The organism is Streptomyces sp. NPDC047108 (assembly GCF_040643575.1).
Classification (GTDB): Bacteria; Actinomycetota; Actinomycetes; order Streptomycetales; family Streptomycetaceae; genus Streptomyces.
In genome coordinates this window covers 787,547-805,502 of the sequence record NZ_JBEYUP010000001.1, presented here as the reverse complement: position 1 = coordinate 805,502, position 17,956 = coordinate 787,547, and the positions used below count along the sequence as shown (strand labels likewise).

Annotated in this window: 19 protein-coding genes; 6 read left to right on the top strand and 13 right to left on the bottom strand. The window is 66.9% G+C overall.

Annotated features, from left to right (window positions below; genetic code table 11):
* The first annotated feature begins 317 nt into the window (after nucleotides 1-317).
* Complete coding sequence (locus ABZ822_RS03535; protein WP_360846283.1) at nucleotides 318-1,088, top strand: helix-turn-helix transcriptional regulator; 771 nt, start codon at nucleotides 318-320, stop codon at nucleotides 1,086-1,088.
* The gene (locus tag ABZ822_RS03530; RefSeq protein ID WP_360846281.1) at nucleotides 1,085-1,558 is read left to right on the top strand and encodes an NUDIX domain-containing protein; all 474 of its coding nucleotides are present in this window, start codon (nucleotides 1,085-1,087) and stop codon (nucleotides 1,556-1,558) included. The genes ABZ822_RS03535 and ABZ822_RS03530 overlap by 4 nt, the downstream gene beginning before the upstream one ends.
* Here the strand turns inward: ABZ822_RS03530 and ABZ822_RS03525 are convergent.
* A complete protein-coding gene (locus ABZ822_RS03525) occupies nucleotides 1,546-2,115 on the bottom strand; it encodes an HD domain-containing protein (protein WP_360846279.1) in 570 nt (189 codons plus the stop codon). The genes ABZ822_RS03530 and ABZ822_RS03525 overlap by 13 nt on opposite strands.
* Before the next feature lie 11 nt (nucleotides 2,116-2,126).
* On the bottom strand, nucleotides 2,127-2,573 hold the full coding sequence (locus tag ABZ822_RS03520; RefSeq protein ID WP_360846277.1) for a GntR family transcriptional regulator: 447 nt from the start codon (nucleotides 2,571-2,573) through the stop codon (nucleotides 2,127-2,129).
* A 533-nt stretch (nucleotides 2,574-3,106) separates the two neighbouring features.
* Here ABZ822_RS03520 and ABZ822_RS03515 point away from each other — a divergent pair.
* Nucleotides 3,107-4,108, top strand: coding sequence for a hypothetical protein (locus ABZ822_RS03515; RefSeq protein ID WP_360846275.1), 1,002 nt, complete (start codon nucleotides 3,107-3,109; stop codon nucleotides 4,106-4,108).
* Between the two features lie 368 nt (nucleotides 4,109-4,476).
* On the opposite strand, the gene ABZ822_RS03510 is transcribed toward ABZ822_RS03515, so the two are convergent.
* The 5 genes from ABZ822_RS03510 to ABZ822_RS03490 form a co-directional block, all read right to left on the bottom strand.
* The gene (locus ABZ822_RS03510; protein ID WP_360846273.1) at nucleotides 4,477-5,256 is read right to left on the bottom strand and encodes a hypothetical protein; all 780 of its coding nucleotides are present in this window, start codon (nucleotides 5,254-5,256) and stop codon (nucleotides 4,477-4,479) included.
* Nucleotides 5,257-6,051: 795 nt separating this feature from the next.
* On the bottom strand, nucleotides 6,052-6,372 hold the full coding sequence (locus ABZ822_RS03505) for a hypothetical protein (RefSeq protein WP_360846271.1): 321 nt from the start codon (nucleotides 6,370-6,372) through the stop codon (nucleotides 6,052-6,054).
* A 411-nt stretch (nucleotides 6,373-6,783) separates the two neighbouring features.
* The gene (locus ABZ822_RS03500; RefSeq protein ID WP_360846269.1) at nucleotides 6,784-7,023 is read right to left on the bottom strand and encodes a transposase; all 240 of its coding nucleotides are present in this window, start codon (nucleotides 7,021-7,023) and stop codon (nucleotides 6,784-6,786) included.
* Nucleotides 6,998-7,165, bottom strand: coding sequence for a hypothetical protein (locus tag ABZ822_RS03495; protein WP_360846267.1), 168 nt, complete (start codon nucleotides 7,163-7,165; stop codon nucleotides 6,998-7,000). Before ABZ822_RS03495 ends, ABZ822_RS03500 begins: the two co-directional genes overlap by 26 nt.
* Nucleotides 7,166-7,840: 675 nt before the next feature.
* Entirely contained in the window at nucleotides 7,841-8,308 is a 468-nt protein-coding gene (locus ABZ822_RS03490) for a Pycsar system effector family protein (protein WP_360846265.1), read from the bottom strand.
* 306 nt (nucleotides 8,309-8,614) lie between these two features.
* Between ABZ822_RS03490 and ABZ822_RS03485 the strand changes: the two genes are divergently transcribed.
* A complete protein-coding gene (locus tag ABZ822_RS03485; RefSeq protein ID WP_360846263.1) occupies nucleotides 8,615-9,040 on the top strand; it encodes a DUF6003 family protein in 426 nt (141 codons plus the stop codon).
* 24 nt (nucleotides 9,041-9,064) lie between these two features.
* Here ABZ822_RS03485 and ABZ822_RS03480 read toward each other — a convergent pair whose 3' ends face one another.
* The 3 genes from ABZ822_RS03480 to ABZ822_RS03470 all read right to left on the bottom strand — a co-directional run bounded on the left by ABZ822_RS03480 (nucleotide 9,065) and on the right by ABZ822_RS03470 (nucleotide 10,822).
* Nucleotides 9,065-9,379, bottom strand: coding sequence for a hypothetical protein (locus ABZ822_RS03480; RefSeq protein ID WP_360846261.1), 315 nt, complete (start codon nucleotides 9,377-9,379; stop codon nucleotides 9,065-9,067).
* Nucleotides 9,380-9,488: 109 nt separating this feature from the next.
* Complete coding sequence (locus ABZ822_RS03475) at nucleotides 9,489-9,731, bottom strand: DUF6411 family protein (RefSeq protein ID WP_360846259.1); 243 nt, start codon at nucleotides 9,729-9,731, stop codon at nucleotides 9,489-9,491.
* Between the two features lie 260 nt (nucleotides 9,732-9,991).
* Nucleotides 9,992-10,822: an endonuclease gene (locus ABZ822_RS03470; protein ID WP_360846257.1), complete on the bottom strand. Its 831-nt coding sequence runs from the start codon at nucleotides 10,820-10,822 to the stop codon at nucleotides 9,992-9,994.
* A 315-nt stretch (nucleotides 10,823-11,137) separates the two neighbouring features.
* Between ABZ822_RS03470 and ABZ822_RS03465 the strand changes: the two genes are divergently transcribed.
* Nucleotides 11,138-11,767, top strand: coding sequence for a DUF4232 domain-containing protein (locus ABZ822_RS03465; protein WP_360846255.1), 630 nt, complete (start codon nucleotides 11,138-11,140; stop codon nucleotides 11,765-11,767).
* A gap of 303 nt (nucleotides 11,768-12,070) precedes the next feature.
* Here ABZ822_RS03465 and ABZ822_RS03460 read toward each other — a convergent pair whose 3' ends face one another.
* Nucleotides 12,071-12,550, bottom strand: coding sequence for a VOC family protein (locus ABZ822_RS03460; RefSeq protein ID WP_360846253.1), 480 nt, complete (start codon nucleotides 12,548-12,550; stop codon nucleotides 12,071-12,073).
* A gap of 117 nt (nucleotides 12,551-12,667) precedes the next feature.
* Nucleotides 12,668-15,463, bottom strand: coding sequence for a SpoIIE family protein phosphatase (locus ABZ822_RS03455; RefSeq protein WP_360846251.1), 2,796 nt, complete (start codon nucleotides 15,461-15,463; stop codon nucleotides 12,668-12,670).
* 399 nt (nucleotides 15,464-15,862) lie between these two features.
* Between ABZ822_RS03455 and ABZ822_RS03450 the strand changes: the two genes are divergently transcribed.
* A complete protein-coding gene (locus ABZ822_RS03450) occupies nucleotides 15,863-17,098 on the top strand; it encodes an extracellular solute-binding protein (RefSeq protein WP_360846249.1) in 1,236 nt (411 codons plus the stop codon).
* 146 nt (nucleotides 17,099-17,244) lie between these two features.
* Here ABZ822_RS03450 and ABZ822_RS03445 read toward each other — a convergent pair whose 3' ends face one another.
* On the bottom strand, nucleotides 17,245-17,733 hold the full coding sequence (locus ABZ822_RS03445; RefSeq protein ID WP_360846247.1) for a GyrI-like domain-containing protein: 489 nt from the start codon (nucleotides 17,731-17,733) through the stop codon (nucleotides 17,245-17,247).
* Between the last annotated feature and the right edge of the window lie 223 nt (nucleotides 17,734-17,956).

The following is a 17,956-nucleotide window of genomic DNA, read 5'->3' as shown; positions in this document are numbered from 1 at the left end:
CTTTCGGTCTAAGCCCTCCGGTTGACCAGGGGTCCGGGTCCCTCGGCCCGCTCTGTCCCGGGCCCCTTGTTGTGCGCTCGATCGGTCGCTGACGCGGCCGATCGAGAGGAACATGTATCACGTGTTCCTCATCTTGCAGAGGGAGATTCGCCCCGTCAAGCCCTTCGGCTGTTTGAGTTCTGCGAGCCCCTCGCGCTCGATGTACCTACAGACTGCCGCCGGGGCCGGCGACGATCGACTTCGCGGATGTACGGCTCAGGTCGTTCTTGGCTACCGTGAAGTCGTACCAAGTCGTCCCAACAAGGCGGAGGTTGGACGTGGCGAACGAGCGACTGCGCGGCGCGATAGTGGACTTGGGCCTGACGCTCGATGAGGTGGCACAACGGCTCGGGGTGGCGCCCAAGACGGTCGAACGATGGATCAACGAGCCTGAGCGCAAGCCTTACCGCCGCTTCCAGTACGCGACAGCCTCGCTGTTGAAGTGCGAAGTGTCGTACCTGTGGCCGGACGAGCGCACGTCAGCCGAGGTCACAGCCTCCGGCAACGCAGAGTTGGTCAGGCTCTATCCGCACCGGTCCGTTGTGATGCAGACCCTTTGGACGAACCTCTACTCCAAGGCGACCCGGCAGTTTGACCTAATGGTGTACTCCGGGTTCTGGCTCACCGAAGACGCGACGTTCCACCGCATCGTGAAAGAGAAGTCGGCTGACGGGGTGCCCATACGCTTCATCTTGGGAGAGCCCGCGTCCCCGGCGGTGGCCGTGCGTGGCGAGGACGAAGGGATCGGCGCGGCGATGGCGGGCAAGATCCGGAACGCCCTCATCAACTACGGCCCACTCTTCGGCCTCCCTGGCGTGGAGTTCCGTTTGCACGGGACGACGCTCTACAACTCGATCTATCGAGCCGATGACGAGATGCTGGCGAACGGCCACCTCTACGGCGTCGGCGCCTACATGGCCCCGGTGCTCCACCTTCGACGCGTGCCCGGCGGTGAACTCTTCGACGCCTACGCTGAGAGCGTTGAGAAGGTCTGGGCATCGGCCCGCCCGATCTCTTCGCCCACCGATTGGGAAGGCACGCGCCAATGAGCCGGATCGACCACTTTCGCGACCCGAACGCCCCGGAGGCCAACTCGGTCGTCCCCTCGGTGACAGCGATTGTCCAGGATGACGCAGGACGGTTGTTGCTCATCCACAAGACCGACAACGACCTGTGGGCACTACCCGGAGGCGGCCACGACATCGGCGAACGCATCGCTGACACCGTTGTCCGCGAGGTTTCGGAAGAAACCGGCATTGACGTTGAGGTAGACGGCATCGTGGGGCTCTATACCGACCCAGAACACGTGCTCGCGTACGACGACGGAGAGGTCAGGCAACAGTTCTCCATCTGTTTCCGAGCCCACCGCGTCGGCGGCTCGCTGCGCACCAGCAGTGAGTCGAAAGAGGTCCGCTGGGTTGACCCAACGGACCTGGACGGACTGGACATTCACCCATCGATGATGCTGCGCATCCGGCACGGCCTCAACGAATCCCGGCGAGAGCCCTACATCGGCTGACGGTTGGCAGAGATCTGCGCCAATCGGCCCTCAACACGCTTCGCTGCCGCATGGATCTCTGGTGCTGCCCGCTGGATGAACCGCCCGACGACGGTATCCGGGCCGTAACGCTGCACGATCTCGCCTAGCCGCTCGGCCGGCGTGGTCTGCGTCCCGTCGGGCGTCGTCGTCATGTCGCAGTACAGCAAGGCGTCGACCAGGTCCGGACGCTCCAGCTCGAACTCCCCGTCTAGCTCCTGCCACAGTCCCCGCTCCTCGGCTTCCAACAGAGCGCAGGAGTGATGAGCCACGAGACGAACAACCCGCTCGTCTGCTTTCTCCTGGTCTCGGAGGAAACGTGCGCCATCCAGCGGGTGAAAGCCGGTCGTGGCGATGGCCGGCGAGTACCCGATGTCGTGCAGCACCGCGGCGGCTTCCAGCAACTCGGCATCGTCACCCATGATCGGGCCCAAGAAGCGGGCGCGCTTGGCCACCCCGAGCGAGTGCGCCCACCGACGCGGGAGCGGATCGGACAGCAGCGATTCGGAGAGCGAGTACGCCCACTCAGTCAGTCCCATGACGGCCAAGGCTACGGCCGGACGGTGGGAGTCGGGAGAGCTCGTACGGTTCGCCCCTTGCCATGGACCGTGGCGAGCAGGCCGTTCCCCTCCATCTGAGCAAGGACGCGGCGTACGGCGGTACGAGATGCGCTGAATCGCTCGCAGAGCTTCGCTTCGGACGGGTACTTGTCGCCCACTGAGAGCGAGTCCTCTGCGATCACATCGGTCATCCGTTCCGCGAGAGACCGACGGTCTCCCCCCCGGGCAACGCGCCATCCGATACCCGGAGCCGACTCAACGACGCCATCGGCCTCAAGAACCTTGAGCGCGCGACGGATCGTGTTGCGGCCAACGCCATGCGAGCGCATCAGGTCGGCCTCCGACGGTAGAGAGTCGATGCCCTCCCCCGCTTCGATCTCGGTTCGCAGAGCTCCTGCGATGACCAGGTAGGTTCCGCGTGGGCTGGCCTCTGGCACTTTCGCTCCTTTCGCGTCGCTCCATCGCTCGTTGCCAAGGGTCCCATGGTCGCTCGATACGAGGTGAAGCCGTCCCGACTCAACCGGCTGGACCTGTAGGCACGCCCGTGGCCGGCAGGGTCGGCCAGCACGGTGACGTGGGAAAATCACCGACTTCTCCTCCGATCCTTGTCAGACTGTTCGGCGTGACAGACGCCCTGATCTTCGTTGCCAACTGGACGATACGTCTGGCCCTACTCGGTGGAGTGCTGTACTCGTTGGACCGGATAGGCGACCCTGACGTGCGAGCTCGTTGGCGGGCGCGAGGTCACCGTTGGTTTGCCCACCCGATACACCAGCGCATTCTTGCGCCACTTAAGGCTAAGTGGGACACGGTGTCTCAGGGAGCTGCTAGGAGCAGACTCATCCATGCGAACCGCAATTTACCTTCGGCGACATTAGACATTTCGGCCGTTAATGATCGATACATCGCCGCAGCCGTTCTTGCCTGGTGTCGCGCTGCGCCGGTTAGGATCTTGTCCAGTCTCAGCTACTTGGCGATACTGCTGATTGTCGTTGTGAACGTGGGACTCATTGTCAAGATTGTTCTGGGTTTCACTCACGAGGCTTGGCGGTTGCTTACGGGTCACAGCCCGAGGCATACCTCCACGACGTCCGACGGCGTCAAGACACTGGACCCTTTCAGCTTTCTCGTAGAAAAAGCACAATCCGTGGGGCGCTGGCTGTGGGGACGATGGACTCCCGCGACAAGGATCGCCGATGACCCGCAGCATCCCTCAGCCGAAGGCGTTCTTTCACTAGGCGTTCTGCTGGTGATTTGCTGGCTCCTGATCACCGCCGTCCGCGGGGTTTTGGCACATATCAGGAGCCTCAAGTCAGGACCTCCCAGCCATCGGGAAAGGCATCCCAAGCCAGGGAAAACGGATCGGAACTTGAGCTTCGCCCCCTCGATTCTGAACATGTCAGCACAACACCTGCCTGTGCTGACCCTGCTGCAGTGCGTCGAGCGTGTCGGTGCGGCCTACAAGAGATGGGAGTCCGGACATCTGCTCGATGCTCCGCGAGTTACATTCCCTGATGCAGAACGCGTAATTTGGAATGCCTGGAAAACACGTCATGCCAATGTACGGCGGCCACTTCGTCGCAGACAAAAGGAGCACGCGGCAGAAGTAGTTGGGGCGCTCCGTGCGGCGGAGGAGCGGCAGCATAGCGAGGATGACACAGGAAAGGTCCTTGAGGACATTGCCGTCATGTTATTGACGATCGCTTCTCGTTACGCCGAAGGACGCACCGGAGAACTGCTCGATCGTAGTCAGCTGGAGGGAGTTACTCCGGCCCATAATTTCGCTTGGGTTCGACTGTTACTCTTCGGAGGGGTGACCATAGCTACCGGCGTCGGCTGCGCCACACTAGGTGTTCCTGGCGAGGCTGTCGCCCCAGCCATGGGATTAGTGCTGCTGGTCGGCAGCAAGGCAATCTTGGGGTTTCGTCTTGGCGCAGCGGAGACATTGGAGCTGTTCCGCGGCGGCAAGTAGATATTCCCGCTGAATACCAAATCGCTCGAACAAAGACCAGCGCGCGTTCAGTCACTCTGCACACAGAAAGATGCCCTTACTCCCCTGGTCTGTTTAAATACCGCTGTTGCTGGGCGTCCAAGAGATCGTCTCACCGTCGGTGGGCCGTCGAAGGGATCCCCGCAACATTTGGCGACGACAACGAAGATCGCTTGACTCCCGTGGGTTGCCCGCGGCCATCCAGTCGGTAAGAAGCGCCCGCCAACTAGGCTACTTCCTGCGCAACTTCGATAATCGGGAAGCGATCCACTCTATCGCTGGATTCGACGCGCGGCCGACCACAAGGACAAAGGCAGGGCCGTACGTTCAACTGGGCAAATCGCTACGCATCACGGACTTGTAATTGCGCCGCGAACCGTTTGCACGAAGACCACTCTGTTCTCCTCAGCCACCTGCATGTTGCGCTTGAACTCCTCCAGGAAACGCGTAGCTTCATGCTGGACTTCACGCCCAAGCTCCGCGAAGATTTCCATTCTGCGGCGCAACTCTCCCATCTCATTCATGGAGCGCTCCGCCTGGCCTACAAACTCTTCTAATTGATCGACAGAATACCGCTCTCGCAGTCTCTCTAGATCGCCGACCTGTCGAAGCACTTCCCTAAGTTCCTCCGACTGGAGCGGATGCGCGAGCTCTCGTATCTGGCACTCCTGCTCTCTTGCCTGCAACAATGCCGACTTGATGTAGCGGCCGTACTTGTCTTCCTTCTTGATGTTCTCAAGCGTCGCCCTTGAGATGGCTTCTGCTGCGAGGGAAACCGCTTCGGGACCAAGCAACGATATGCGCCTTGCGCGCTCCATCATGCGAGAAGCTGATTCGCTCAGTTCCACACGGAGCGCTTCGTGTGCACTTTCATCAACCGGCCGAGTCAGTTCTGTGCGCTTACGGGTGCACTCGTCCCATGCACCGAGGAAGCCCTCATAGGAGGCGAGCCGTTGTTGTCGTAGCCAGTGCGCGTGTTCGCTTGCCGCCTGGTGCTGCACCTGTCCCTGCAATGCCTCGGCATTCTTGCTTGCGCCGATTTTTGCAGCCCATGCCGTGGCAGCGGCCCCGATCGCAGTACCGACGAGTCCGATCAAGCCTGCGACCAACGCAGTCGAAAATTCCGTCACGGACGTACATGTTGCATAGGCTGCACCTGCTCCGGTAGACCGCCCAAGTAATGGCAGTGGCCGTGCGCGTCGTCCGGAGCGTCTCCGAACCCTGTGCCGCCTGGTGTGATCCGTGAACCCTCCTGTAGACGTCTTGCCAACGGCCGTGCGCCTTGCCATCGGAGCCCTCGCACAGACGCATGCTGCGCACGGTATGCGATAGAGACCGGTGTGGATTGTTCACTGACACCGGAAACCCGCAGGTCAGGCCTGAGGCTACAGTCCTCTTCGGCATGCCCTCCGGAGCCGTGTGCGCAGGTTCGAATCCTGCCGGGGGCACTCGCCCGATCACTTACCAATTTGGTACCTGGCCAGGGCGGATGCCGACCGAAGAGGGCGGGAGTCAGTCTCACTGACTCCCGCCCTCTCTCGTTGTCTCTCACCGTTCGCGAAAGACAGCTCCGAGACACCTCACCCGGCACTCAGCGCCGTACATGCGACTACATCAGGGGCGTACGACGCGAGAGTTCGAGACCGAGCAGTGCCCCTCAACTCCGCATGGGCGTTCTCAAGCAGCTCTCATCGCGTAGTAGATCAGCTCAGGAACAACATCCAGCGCCTTGTCCAGCACATGCTCGACAGCCGCTCGGCAGTCTTGGACGCGCCGGCGCCTGTGGCCCCCGCCCGCGCCGCCAGAACCTGCTCGCCCTGCACTGGAACCGCTGGCGCCGACGACACCGGACACAAGCCCGCATCAGCCACTACCACCAACGAGAAAACTCACCGTGACAACACCGGCTGCAGTACCGGGCGAAATCAGGCGAAGTCGCCGGAAACCGTATTCGTTTTGACTTCCCATACGAGATTGGTTGCCGGATCCCTGATGAAAACCTTCGCGTAGATTTCATCGTCCAGATACGGGAGTTCATGGTCCTCATTGAAGAATTGCCAGTGGTCATCAATAACCACTATCTCCCTATTGTTGGCAGGGGTCTCCCGAGTAGCCCGCCATTCTCCCACCTTGTGATCGCTGAACGGCCAGGAATCATCGCCCCAGAACTCAATCCGATCGAAAACGGCACCCGCGCGACTCACCGTGCAAAAGGTGTGCCCCTCCCAGTACTCATGCTTGATCATTTTAAGTGTGCAACTAGATGAAGCGGCAGCCGACGGTGCCCCAGCAATAGTGGTCACCGCCAGGATGCCGAATACCGCTGCCCCACCGAAAAGCCTCTTACCCGGAAAACGCATTGCGCCCCCTGTCGTGGTTCCGATTTGAACACCCATTGTGCTTCACGGACAAGAGCGGTCTGTGACTGCCATCGAATTGCTGCCTGCCTGGAATCAATGACGGTCCCGACGGCCCGCTCCAGCTTCCGCAATTGCTGGGCGGATCGAGGGTTACACCAAGGTCGTCCTTCGCCGGAGCTGACTCTACCTAAAAACAACTTGATGCGAATGGAGCGATACTACTCATCAGCGTTGCTACTCATCTTCGCATCACAAGCACAAGCGTTTATCCCTATCTCGATCATTCACGTGCGCCCGTCATGGTGAGGGGTTCGGCTTCACCTCGGACCGCGGTACTACAGCCGGTGTTGTCACGGCGAGTGTTCTCGTTGGTGGTAACTCCCGGTCGATGATCGCCCGCCCGCGCGAGGATCCGTGGGAGAGGTGCACGCTGACCTGGGCGTTCTCGACCTGTCCGGTGACACCCGTGTACTGGCGGGCCACCCCGGCGCACTTGACGCCCTTCTTGATGTCACCGGTTTCGTCCGCGATCAGCACCCGCGTCCTCGGCCCGCAGCGAGTCCACCACGAACTCCCGCACCCAGTCGCGCAGTTCGTCGGCGGCCCAGGACGCGCGGACCAGGAAGTCCTGCAGCCGGTCGGGCGAGGCGTGCCCGGCCGCCTCCGCGACCTGCCACATTTCCCGTGAGGCCGGCCGCGGGAACACATCGTCCACCGACGCACACAGCGCCTCCAGATCCGCATCCCAGGACCGGACCTCGTCCGCAGTCGACTCATCACGCCGGACCAGACCCCGGCGGCAGCATCAGCCCATCCACCGCCACGAGTCCGATCACCATCACGTCACGTAAACGACCGGCTGTAGGTACCGGCGATTACGGGACAGCCCTTAGCGACGCGTTGAAGGGTGAACATGCCAATTTGACCCTGGCACGGTCGAACCTCTTGCAGAGTGCGCTCGCGACCTGTATCCCGCCCGCCAAGGAACACCTGTCGGGCATCGTCGTCCAGCAGCTCGCCGCCGGCCTGGAGCGCCAGGAGAGACCGGCTGAGCGGCGCTGCCGCCGCTCAGCTGCCCACTTCCATCGCAATCTCGGGGTGGGCCTCCGAGTGAGTGGTGGGTGAGCGACGTGCACCCCACGCAACACCCACACATTTATGCAGTTCAGACCCTTATTCGGCGACACCGAGCGACGCCCTCCGGAGCCGTGTGCGCAGGTTCGAATCCTGCCGGGGGCACTTTGCCGCAACCAACGTGATCACTCCGTTGACCGGCGCAGATTCCATGCGAGAGCGGGAGCCGGTTTCACTGGTCCCGCTCTTTCTCATGGTGCGGCACCGATCGCGTACGGCCTCACATCATGACGCCGAGCGCCGCCGCGACGGCCAGGAGGCTGATTCCGGCGACCATGGCGTCAACTGCCGCCCGGATGAGGCAGAATTTGCGGGTGGCCAGCGCGGCCATGAACCTCAGATGGTCCGGTTGGTAGCCGGAGGCGAGCTCGTCGTTCAGCTGCTCGGCGCTCAGTCGGGGCCAGCTCGGCCAGCCTGTTCCTCCGAGTTGCGGACGGACCGCGAGTAACAGCAGCAGCGTCGCGGCCAGCAGCGCAGCGGCGCCCAGCGCCCCGAACACCGCGGCCGGGAGTGGCGGATGCAGATTCGTGGCGGCCGACACGAGCCCCACCAGCGCGGCTCCGGACAAGGCCAGCAGCAGGCTCGCCTTGCCTTCGGAGCGGGCCAGATCCCCTTGGAGGGCGGTCACCGTCGCGGCCAGTCGGTCCTGGGACCTGTCCTGCTGGGGGTTTCGTGCGGAGGGTGGCATCAGCCCTGCCTTCTCCCGGATCATCACTCGAACTCACCTTTTCCCGGGGCTCTGTTCAGCCTCGGCAGGGACTCCGCGGAGTACCTGAGGTCCAGGACGCCGTAGCTGTCCGCGCGGTTTCCTCAAGGGGCGTGAACAGGCGATCTCCGGCTCCGGCCCGGCATCCCGGCTCAACGCGGGCGTGGCATCGGGCAGTTGGTGACCGGCGCCGCCGAACTCGGTGCGGCGTACGGCGCAGGGGCATGACGTCAGAGGGTGCGGCTAGCATCGGCGGACCGTCACGCCCGAGAGGACATCCACCCCATCATGGCCGAGACCGCCTTTCTGTTCGCCCTGCCCGAATCCGGGCCTCATCCCGGTGCTCCGGTGGCTGCGGTCGGTCGGCTGGACTGCTTGGAGACGCCTGCCGTCATGGCCTGGCTGCAGGCCCACAACATCTCCGCCGGCGACGAGCGGCTCCGGATCGTGCCCGGGGAGGCGGAGGAGACCGTCCCGGAGGACGCCGAGCGCCTTCCGGTACCCCTCAGCGAGGAGGAGACGGCCCGGTTGCGGAGCGCGTGCGCGCCGCGGGCCGTGGCGGAGGTCGAGGCGGAGCTGCGAGCGTTCCGGCATACGAATGCCGACCGGGACCGGCTCATCAGCCGGGCCGTGGACGGCGGCGTGCCGCCGCACCGGATCGCATCGCTCACCGGCCTCGACCCCAGCGTCGTGGCCCGGATCGCCGGGTCGTAGCGGGCCCGCGCGAAAGGCCCGCCCTCACTCCGTGTCGATGGCCGTCAGAAACGGGTCGCCCAGCGGGGCGGTTCGTTCGTCGTAGCCCGCTTCCTTCAGGGCTTCGTCGGCGATGGACAGCACCTCCAGGCGCGCGGCCTCGCTGTCCTCGGCGTCCACTTCGAGGCGCAGGGTGAACGTCCGGTTGGCGTCGTCCACGCTGAGGACGTCCAGTTGCGGTGGTACGTCGCCGACTTCTTCCGGGTCGGCTCCCTGGAGGGCGGTGAGCAGCCGTGTTCTCGCGTCGGGCTGCAGGGGCTCGGTGAAGGTTCCGGGGACGGAGACGATGAAGTTGGTCATGTCACTGCCCCTACCCGAAGTCCGGCCGCACGCTCATCCAATCGCCCGACCGGCGCCCTGCGCCGGAGGGCGCCGGTCCTCTCAGAACGGCATGAGGACGGCCGTCGCGTCAGAACGGCATGTGGAAGCGGCCCTTGCGTCCGGCCCTTCCGCTGCGGCTCACGGCGCGGTTGCTGGTGTGGAACGGCTTGCTCAGCCAGCGTCCGAGGCGGCCGGGCGCCTTGCCGGCGCCTCGTGCGCCCAGGCCGAGCGACTTCTGGGCGCCGCGCTGCGGGTGGTGGGACAGCCTGGGCGCCAGGAACGCCAGGACCAGGAGTACGACGCAGACTCCGGCGACGGCGACGATCACCATGACGAGTCTCCTTTCCCCGGCCGGTTCTCGCACCGGGTGGTTCGGTGCCGGCCTCGGCCGGCCAGGTTCGCCGGCCCGGCCGGGCCGGCTGTGTCTCTGTGCTGCCGCCTACCCGCCCCGGCCCGGCCGATGTCAGGTGACGGTGCGAGGAGCGCCGTCCTCGCCATGGGCGGGACCGACCCGGGAAAACGCCGCGGCGTCCTTCGAGCCGGGTGCCTTCCGGCTCGAAGGACGCCGCGGGCGTCCGTGGTGAGGGCCGCCTAGTAGACCTCGTCGACCCACTCGGGGTGGTCGATGAACGGGTTCCGGTTGTTCTGGAACTTCTCGAATATCAGGTCGTTGCGCTTCTTCTCGAAGTCGCTCGGCGGGTCTTCCTTGCTCCACTTCTTCAGGACCGACAGACGGCCGATGTGGGGCTCCTTGCCGTTGTCGACCTTGTCGTTGGGCTCGAGGTCGGGGAAGTCGTCCTCGCCGTCGTAGCGGACGCCCATGTAGAGGATCATGCGGGCGACGTCGCCCTTGTCCTCGTCGCGCGGCTCCCAGGAGTCCTGGTCGGTGCGGTTGCCCGGGGCCTCCTCGACCTCCTCGCCGCCCTCGTCGAAGTCCTTGTTGTTACGGGTGCTGTTGACCGTCACGTCCGAGGGACGCAGGTGGTGGATGTCGGTGCCCGGGCCGGTCGCGGTACCGAAGTCACCGTGCGACTTGGCCCAGACGTGCTCGCGGTTCCAGTCGTCGTTCCCGGTGCCGTTGCTGTCCTTGCTCTGCGACTTGCCGGAGTAGATCAGGATCACGTTCGACGCGTTCTCGGGGTCCTCGTCGGTGACCTTCAGCGCGTCCCAGACCTCGTCGTACGTCAGCTTCTTCTGCTCGCTGATGATCGTGTGGAGGGCCTTCTTGAGCTCCGGTCCGGTCTTGCCCTCGGCGTCCTTGTAGTAGTCGTCGGGCGCGTCGACCGTCTGCCGAACAGCGGTCGGCGACTTCTCCGGTGCCTGGGTGGCGATCGCGGACGCGGGCACGGCGATCCCGGCGATCACGGCACCTGCGGCTATGAGCGGCAGCGGCTTCAGCCGCTGCGGGCGAAGGACGGACATATGTGGGGGGTGTCCTCTCCCAGACAGGCGCGCCCGTCCACCCGTGACAACTCGCGGTGGGGGACGCGAAGTGACGGTAAATCGAACACCTGAGAGCTTTCCATGGCCCGAGGCTCACTGTGTGTACGTGATGAAACGGTTCTGTGTCGAGACTGAGGTGACTCCCCATCTAGGTACCGACTGCTCACGACCGTGCTCAGTGCCGCATGGTGGGCTCATGTGGTACGGCGGAGACCGGCATGCGTGACGACGTGTGCATCCTGCGGGCGTCTCCGCCGTCACCACGACCGCTCATCGAATGCTCAAGGAACTGCGATGCGTTCTCGTCTCCCGCTCTGCGCCGCAGGCACGGTTCTCGCCGCATGCAGTCTCGTTCTGACCGGCTGCACCACGGACGAGGGCACCGCCGCATCCGTCTCCTCCCGGCAAGCGGAACAGGACGGCGGAAGCAAGGAGAACGGTTACGCGGGCGGCAACTCCGGGAGCAACCACGGGGCCGACGCGCCTCCTTGCACCGACGAGAACTCCACGGTGACCGTCGTCGCGTCCAACGGCACCGGCAAGGCCGACGTCAAGCTCGTGAACGACGGCGACACCCCGTGCTCGGTCGTCGGCGCACCCACCGTCGAACTGCAGTCGGTCAAGCGGAAGACCCTCAACACCAAGGCCGCCGAGTCGCGGGACCAGGAGACCCACGTGATCCAGGTGGACGGCAGCGGCGTCGCCGTCGCCGAGCTGACCTACGAGGGCGGCACGGTGAGCGAGGGCGGCTCCAGGAACGGGATCTCCTGCGGGAGCGAGGCGGTCAGAGCCCTCGTCTCCTGGAAGGACCAGCGGTGGGAGGCCGAGATCCGCACCAATGAGTCGGGCGGCTCCGAGAACTCGGTGCCAGGCGCCATGATCGTGTGCGACCCGGCGTCCACCGTGGGGCCCTTCCACGACTGACGCGCGGTCCCACCCCTGACCCGGCCGGTGCGGGGGTGTGAGCCCGGCACCGCGAACGCCCCCGGGCGGACCGGTACCGGAGCCGCGTACGCCCTCCCTGTGAGCGGGCACCGGCCCCCTGAGCGGCGGCACGTCTGAGCGGATCGTGTCGCTTGCGTCCGGGGCGGCGGAGGATGCGAGCCCCCCGCCGCCCCGGACGCCTTCACAGGCCACCGGGACACGTCGGCCCGGTCGGTGCGCCCGAAGCGGTGTGCTCCGTCGACCCGGCGTCCGCGCCCGGCAGTTGGTGTCCCCCTGCTCCCCCTACTCCCCCGCGTACGCCTTCTCCAGCGCCGCGATGTCGAACTTCTTCATCCCGTACATCGCCTCGGTCGTACGCCGCGCCTTCTCCTGGTCCTCGTCGCCGATCAGCTCGATGAGCCGGGTCGGGACCACCTGCCAGGACACCCCGAACTTGTCCTTCAGCCAGCCGCAGGCAACGCCTTCGCCGCCCTCGGTGAGCCGGTCCCAGTAGTAGTCGACCTCGCTCTGGTCGGCGCAGGGGATCTGGAACGACACGGCTTCGTTGAAGGTGAACTGCGGTCCGCCGTTCAGGGCGATGAACTTCTGTCCGTTCAGCTCGAATTCCACGACCATCACCGAACCGGCGGGCCCCGGTCCCGCTTCGGTGTAGCGGCCGATTCTCCCGAGCGCGGAGTCCTTGAAGATCGAGAGATAGTGGTGCGCCGCCTCCTCCGCCTGTCCGTCGAACCAGAGGCAGGTGGTGAATCGGTCCGTGGCCATGGGTTCCTCCTCGCGTCGCTCCTTGGCTCACCTGTACAGACCGGTGCCGCCGACGAAACTCATCGGTGCGGGGCCGCCGGCGCGCCCCGCGGGACCCGGGCCGTCCCGTGGACGCGCTCAGACCGCCCCGCTCCCCGGACGGGCGCCGTGCCCCGAGGCGCCGGGGTCAGGCTGCGGCTCCCCGACCGCGATGCGCGCCGCGTCCGTCAGGTCCGCGAACGCACCCGTACCACCGAAGCCGGACTCCTCCGCGCCCTCGGGGCGGAGGGACTGCTCGGTCCAGGTGGTCTTGCCGCCCTCCGAGTCGTACCGGGTGCCCCAGCGCTTGGTGCACTGCGCGACGAGGAACAGCCCGCGGCCCCCTTCGTCCGTCGTCCGTGCGTGGCGCAGGTGCGGCGCGGTGCTGCTGCCGTCGGAGACCTCGCAGATGAGGCTCTCGTCGCGGATCATCCGCAGGCTGATCGGCTCGGACGCATGGGTGAGGGCGTTGGTCACCAGTTCGCTGACGACGAGTTCCGTGCAGAACGTCAGGTGCTCCAGGCCCCAGTCCGCGAGCTGCCGGGCCGCGGAGGCCCGTGCCTGCCGTACGGAGGCGGGTTCCGCGGGAATCTCCCAGGTGACGGTGGTCTGCGGGGCCAGGGCCCGGGTGCGGGCCAGCAGCAGCGCCACGTCGTCGACCGGCCGGTTGACGGGCATGCCGTTGACCAGGGCGTCGCAGAGTTCCTCCAGCGGAGCCTCCGGCGCCGACAGGGCCATCTGCAGACGGGCGAGCCCCTGGTCGGTGTCGAGGCCCTGCCCCAGGATCAGGCCGTTGGTGTAGAAGACGAGCAGGCTGTTCTCCGGCACCTTGAGCGAGGTGGCCTCGAACGGCGTCCCGCCCAGGCCCAGCGGTGGCCCCGCCGGGAGGTCGACGACCCGCGCCGCGCCCGCGGGCGAGACGACGATCGGCGGCGGGTGGCCGGCGCGGGCCATGGTGCACAGTCCGGTGACCGGGTCGTAGATCGCGTAGAGGCAGGTGGCCCCGGTCAGGCCCGGGCCGCCCTGGTTCTCGCCGGCGATCCGCCCCGCCATGTCGTCCAGCCGCCCCAGGAGCTCGTCGGGCGCCAGGTCCATGTCGGCCAGGGTCTGGACGGAGGCGCGGACGCGTCCCATGGTGGCCGCGGCGTGGATGCCCTGGCCGACCACGTCGCCCACGACCAGGCCCACCCGGGCGCCGGAGAGCGGGATCACGTCGTACCAGTCGCCGCCGACGCCCGCGCCGGTGTCGGCGGGCAGGTAGCGGCCTGCGGCCTCGACCGCGCTCAGCCCGGGCAGCTCGTTCGGGAGCAGGCTGCGCTGGAGGGTCAGGGCGGCGGAGTGCTCGCGGGTGTACCGGCGCGCGTTGTCGATCGCGACCGCGGCGCGCGTGACGAACTCCTCCGCCAGCAGCAGGTCGTCCGGCTGGAACGAGCCCTTGGGCTGCCAGCGGTAGAACGCGGCCGCGCCGAGGAAGATCCCGCGGGCCCGTACGGGCACCACCATCAGCGTGTGGAACCCGTGCCGGCGCATCACCCCGGCCCGGGTCGGGTCCTCCGCCGCCCAGGCGCTCTCCTCCAGGTCCGCGTCGAGTGACTGGACCAGAGACGAGGTGCCGCTGAGCAGGGTGAGCACGACGTGCGAGGTGTGGGGGTAGCCGCTCGGCCTGCCCACGTCGACGACCGCCTCCGGGACGTCGTCCCGTACGGACTGCTGGGCCGCGCGGCGCAGCGAGGCGAGGGCAGCGGTGTCGACGGGGCCGGGCTGCGGTTCGTCGCCGGTGAGGACGGAGTCGAGGAGGTCGACGGTGACGAAGTCGGCGAGTTCGGGGACCGCCATCTCTGCCAGTTCCTGGGCGGTCCGCAGGACGTCCAGGGTGCTGCCGATGCGTTCGCCCGCGCGGTTGAGCAGGGCGAGCTTCTGGCGGGCCCGGTAGCTCTCGGTGATGTCGAGCACCATGTAGCAGACGCCCAGCGGCGCGCCGTCGCCGTCCTCCAGGCGGAAGAACGACGTGGAGTACGCGTGCTCCTGCTGCAGGTCCGACTGGGGCCGGCCGAGGTACTCGTACCCGACCGTGGGCTCGCCGCTCTCCAGCACCCTCCGCATCTCCGCCTCGACGGCCTGCACCGCCAGGCCCGGCTGCACCTCGCCCAGCGTCCGGCCGATGCGGCGGTCGTTGGGGATGCCGCCCATGCGCTCCAGGGCCTCGTTCATCCAGACGTACCGCAGGTCGGTGTTCATGATCGCCACGCCGACCGGTGCCATGGCGGCGATCCCGTCCAGCAGCGAGCGGCCCGCCCCCGACCAGGGCGTCCTCGTGGTGTCGGCGGCGAGGAGGAGACGGAAGGGGCGGCCGTCGGCGGCGTGCAGCGGCAGGATCCTGATCTCCAGGTCGAGCCGGTGGCCGTCCCGGTGCCGTACGGCGTGGATGCCACCCCAGCCCTCGGGCGAGCCCAGCCGCTCGGTGAGGGTGGGTGCGGGTGCGCCGTCCCCGCCGGGGCTGACCGGACGGCCGCGCTCGGGCCCCGCGTCCTCTCCGGTCTCCGGGGCCGCCCCGCGCGGGCGGCGGCCGGGCTCCTCCGGCGTCACGGCAGGCGGCGCGTCCCCGGCGCGCGGGGCGGTCCGGGGCAGCAGCGTCGCGCGGGACCCGCCGTCGGGCGAGGCGATGTCCTCCGGCGGGCCGCCGGGCCGTGTGTCCGCGGCGGGCTCGTCGGCGGCCACGAGGACCTCGGCCAGCCGCCGTCCGAGCGTCTCGGACGCCGGGTGCCCGAGCAGCGTCTCGGCACCCTCGGTCCAGCCGCGCACCACGGCGTCGTCGTCGATCAGCAGCACCGCGGTCCGGGCGAACTCGAAGGGCCCGGCACCTTCCGGAGAACGGATGCGTTCAGGTGTGTCCATGGCGGCCGTCCCGGCCGGCGCAATGTCCGCGGGACGCCTTTTCGCGACCCGCTTCCTCTCGGCGCCGGCCTTCTTCCACCGTACCGCCGCCCGGTGTTCGGCGCGGACGTGCGGAGGTGCGGGCGGCGGTACGGAGAAGGCCGGCGGCCGTACGAAGAAGGCCCTACGGAGAAGAACGGGCGCGGGCACCGGAATACCTCCGTCGACCCCGTGTCCCCCGGCGTCGGAACCGAAGCGATACACGGCGTGAAGTGGACGTCACACGGGGGAACAGGAGAGACTGCACCGTCGCGCCGTCCCCCGCAGAAGAACGGTGCGGCGCACGGGATTGAGAAGAAAAAGGCGGTATTGGCAGTGCAGCGGCGGTACTTGGGAACAGTGGCGGCCGGTGTCGCCGCCATGCTGGCGTCCACCCTCTCGGCCTGCGGAAAGAGCGAGGCAGCCGGCTCCGACGAGGTCACCGTCAAGCTGGTGGCGGCGGAGTACGGCGACCGGTCGGGCAACAGCTCCAAGCGGTACTGGGACCAGCTCGCCGGGGAATTCGAATTCCAGCACCCCGGCATATCGGTGGACGTCGACGTCTACACCTGGAGCGAGGTCGACAAAAAGGTCGCGGCGATGGTGAAAGCGGGTCACGCGCCGGACATCGCGCAGATCGGTTCGTACGCCGGCTATGCCGCGCAGAACAAGCTGTACCGGGCCGACGAATTGCTCTCGATCCCCACTCAGGCCTCGTTCGTTCCCGCGCTCGCCGACGCCGGAAAGGTCCGGCGGAGCCAGTACGGGCTGCCGTTCGTCGCGAGCACGCGCGTCCTTTTCTACAACAAGGACCTGTTGGCCAAGGCCGGCCTGTCCGGCCCGCCGAAGACCTGGGACGAACTGGCCTCGGACGCCAGGGCGCTCGAGCAGGCCGGGGTCAAGACGCCGTACGCCCTGCCGCTGGGCCCGGAGGAGCCGCAGGCCGAGACGCTGAACTGGATGCTCAGCGGCGGCGGCGCCTACCACGACGACATCGGCAGCTACACGATCGACTCCCCCGACAACATCAGGACGTTCACCTGGCTGCGGGACGAGATGGTCGGCAAGGGCCTCACCAACCGCGACCCCGGTTCCCTGAACCGGCAGGAGGCGTTCAGCGCCTTCACCCGCGGCGACGTCGCGATGCTCAACGGGCACCCGACGCTGATGCAGCTCGCGCAGGAGAACGGCATCGACTTCGGGATGGCGCCGCTCCCCGGCCGCACCGGCCCGTCCGAGGCGACCACGGGGGTCGCCGACTGGATGATGGCCTTCCGGCAGAACGGCCACCGCGAGGAGGTCGGGAAGTTCCTCGACTTCGCGTACAGCAAGAAGAACGTGCTGAAGTTCGCGGACCAGTACGACCTCCTGCCCGTGACCGTCGAGGCCTCGGAGGCGATGCGCGCGGACAGGAACAACAAGGCGGTCTGGAAGTTCCTCGACGAGCTGCCGACGGCCCGGAGCTACCCGGTGGGCAAGAAGTCGTGGGGCGGAGTCGTGACCCGGCTCAAGTCGGAGATCGGCGACGCGGTCAGGAAGGACGGCGATCCGGCGAGCGTGCTGGGGTCGCTGCAGCGTGAGGCGGAGACCACCGAGAACGCGGCGGCGCCGAGGTAAGGCGTGACGGCTGTGGCACGCACGACCACGGCCGGGCCGCAGACCGCAACTGCCCCCGCGCGCACGGGAGTACGGCACACCGTGTCCACCGGGCGGCCCGAACTCCCCGGCCACGCCCGGCGCCCGCGTCCGCCCCGCGCGTCCGGCTATCGCACCCGGTCGGCCAGGCGGAAGGCCACCTCGGTCTCCCAGGCGTTCATGTCGGGCTGCTCCCGCGGATCCGTACGGTAGATCTCCAGGCGGCAGCCCCACTCCTCGCCCTCGCCCGTCTCCGCCATGTCCCACCTCAGGTCGTGCCGCGCCGCCCAGTCCAGCAGGGACGCGTGGACGTCGCGGAGCCGGTCGGGGTGGCCGATGTGGGTGACGGTCACGTAGCGGCCCGCGGGCAGGACGTCCGCGTAGAGGTCGCCCTCGGTCTCGGGGGCGGTGGCGACCGGGAAGCCCGCCTCGATGTCCAGCTTCCGGTCCATGTCGATGAGCCGGTACCGGAAGAACGGCGGCCCCGCGGGCTGGACACCCCGGGCCGCGAGCCAGCCGAAGATCTCCGGAAGGCGGTCGGCGATCTCGCCGATGGTGGTCATCGTGACCGCCTTCCGCACCGCCACGTAACTCTGCTCGGGACGTTCTACGATCATGGGCTCCGCCTGCGTGTTCGCATTCATGCCGTAGGAGACCGAGCGGGCCGCCGGAACTCATCGCTCCCCCGCCGATGAATACGGAGAGTGATGAGTTGCGCGCAATGGGCGACAGCCGTAGCGTGATGTGTGCGAGTCGGATAACGGTTCAATTCACCGCAACTCGCCGCCGGGAAGGCCACGATGCCGCCCCTCCCGGGTGCAGGGCCTGGCCGACGTCGAA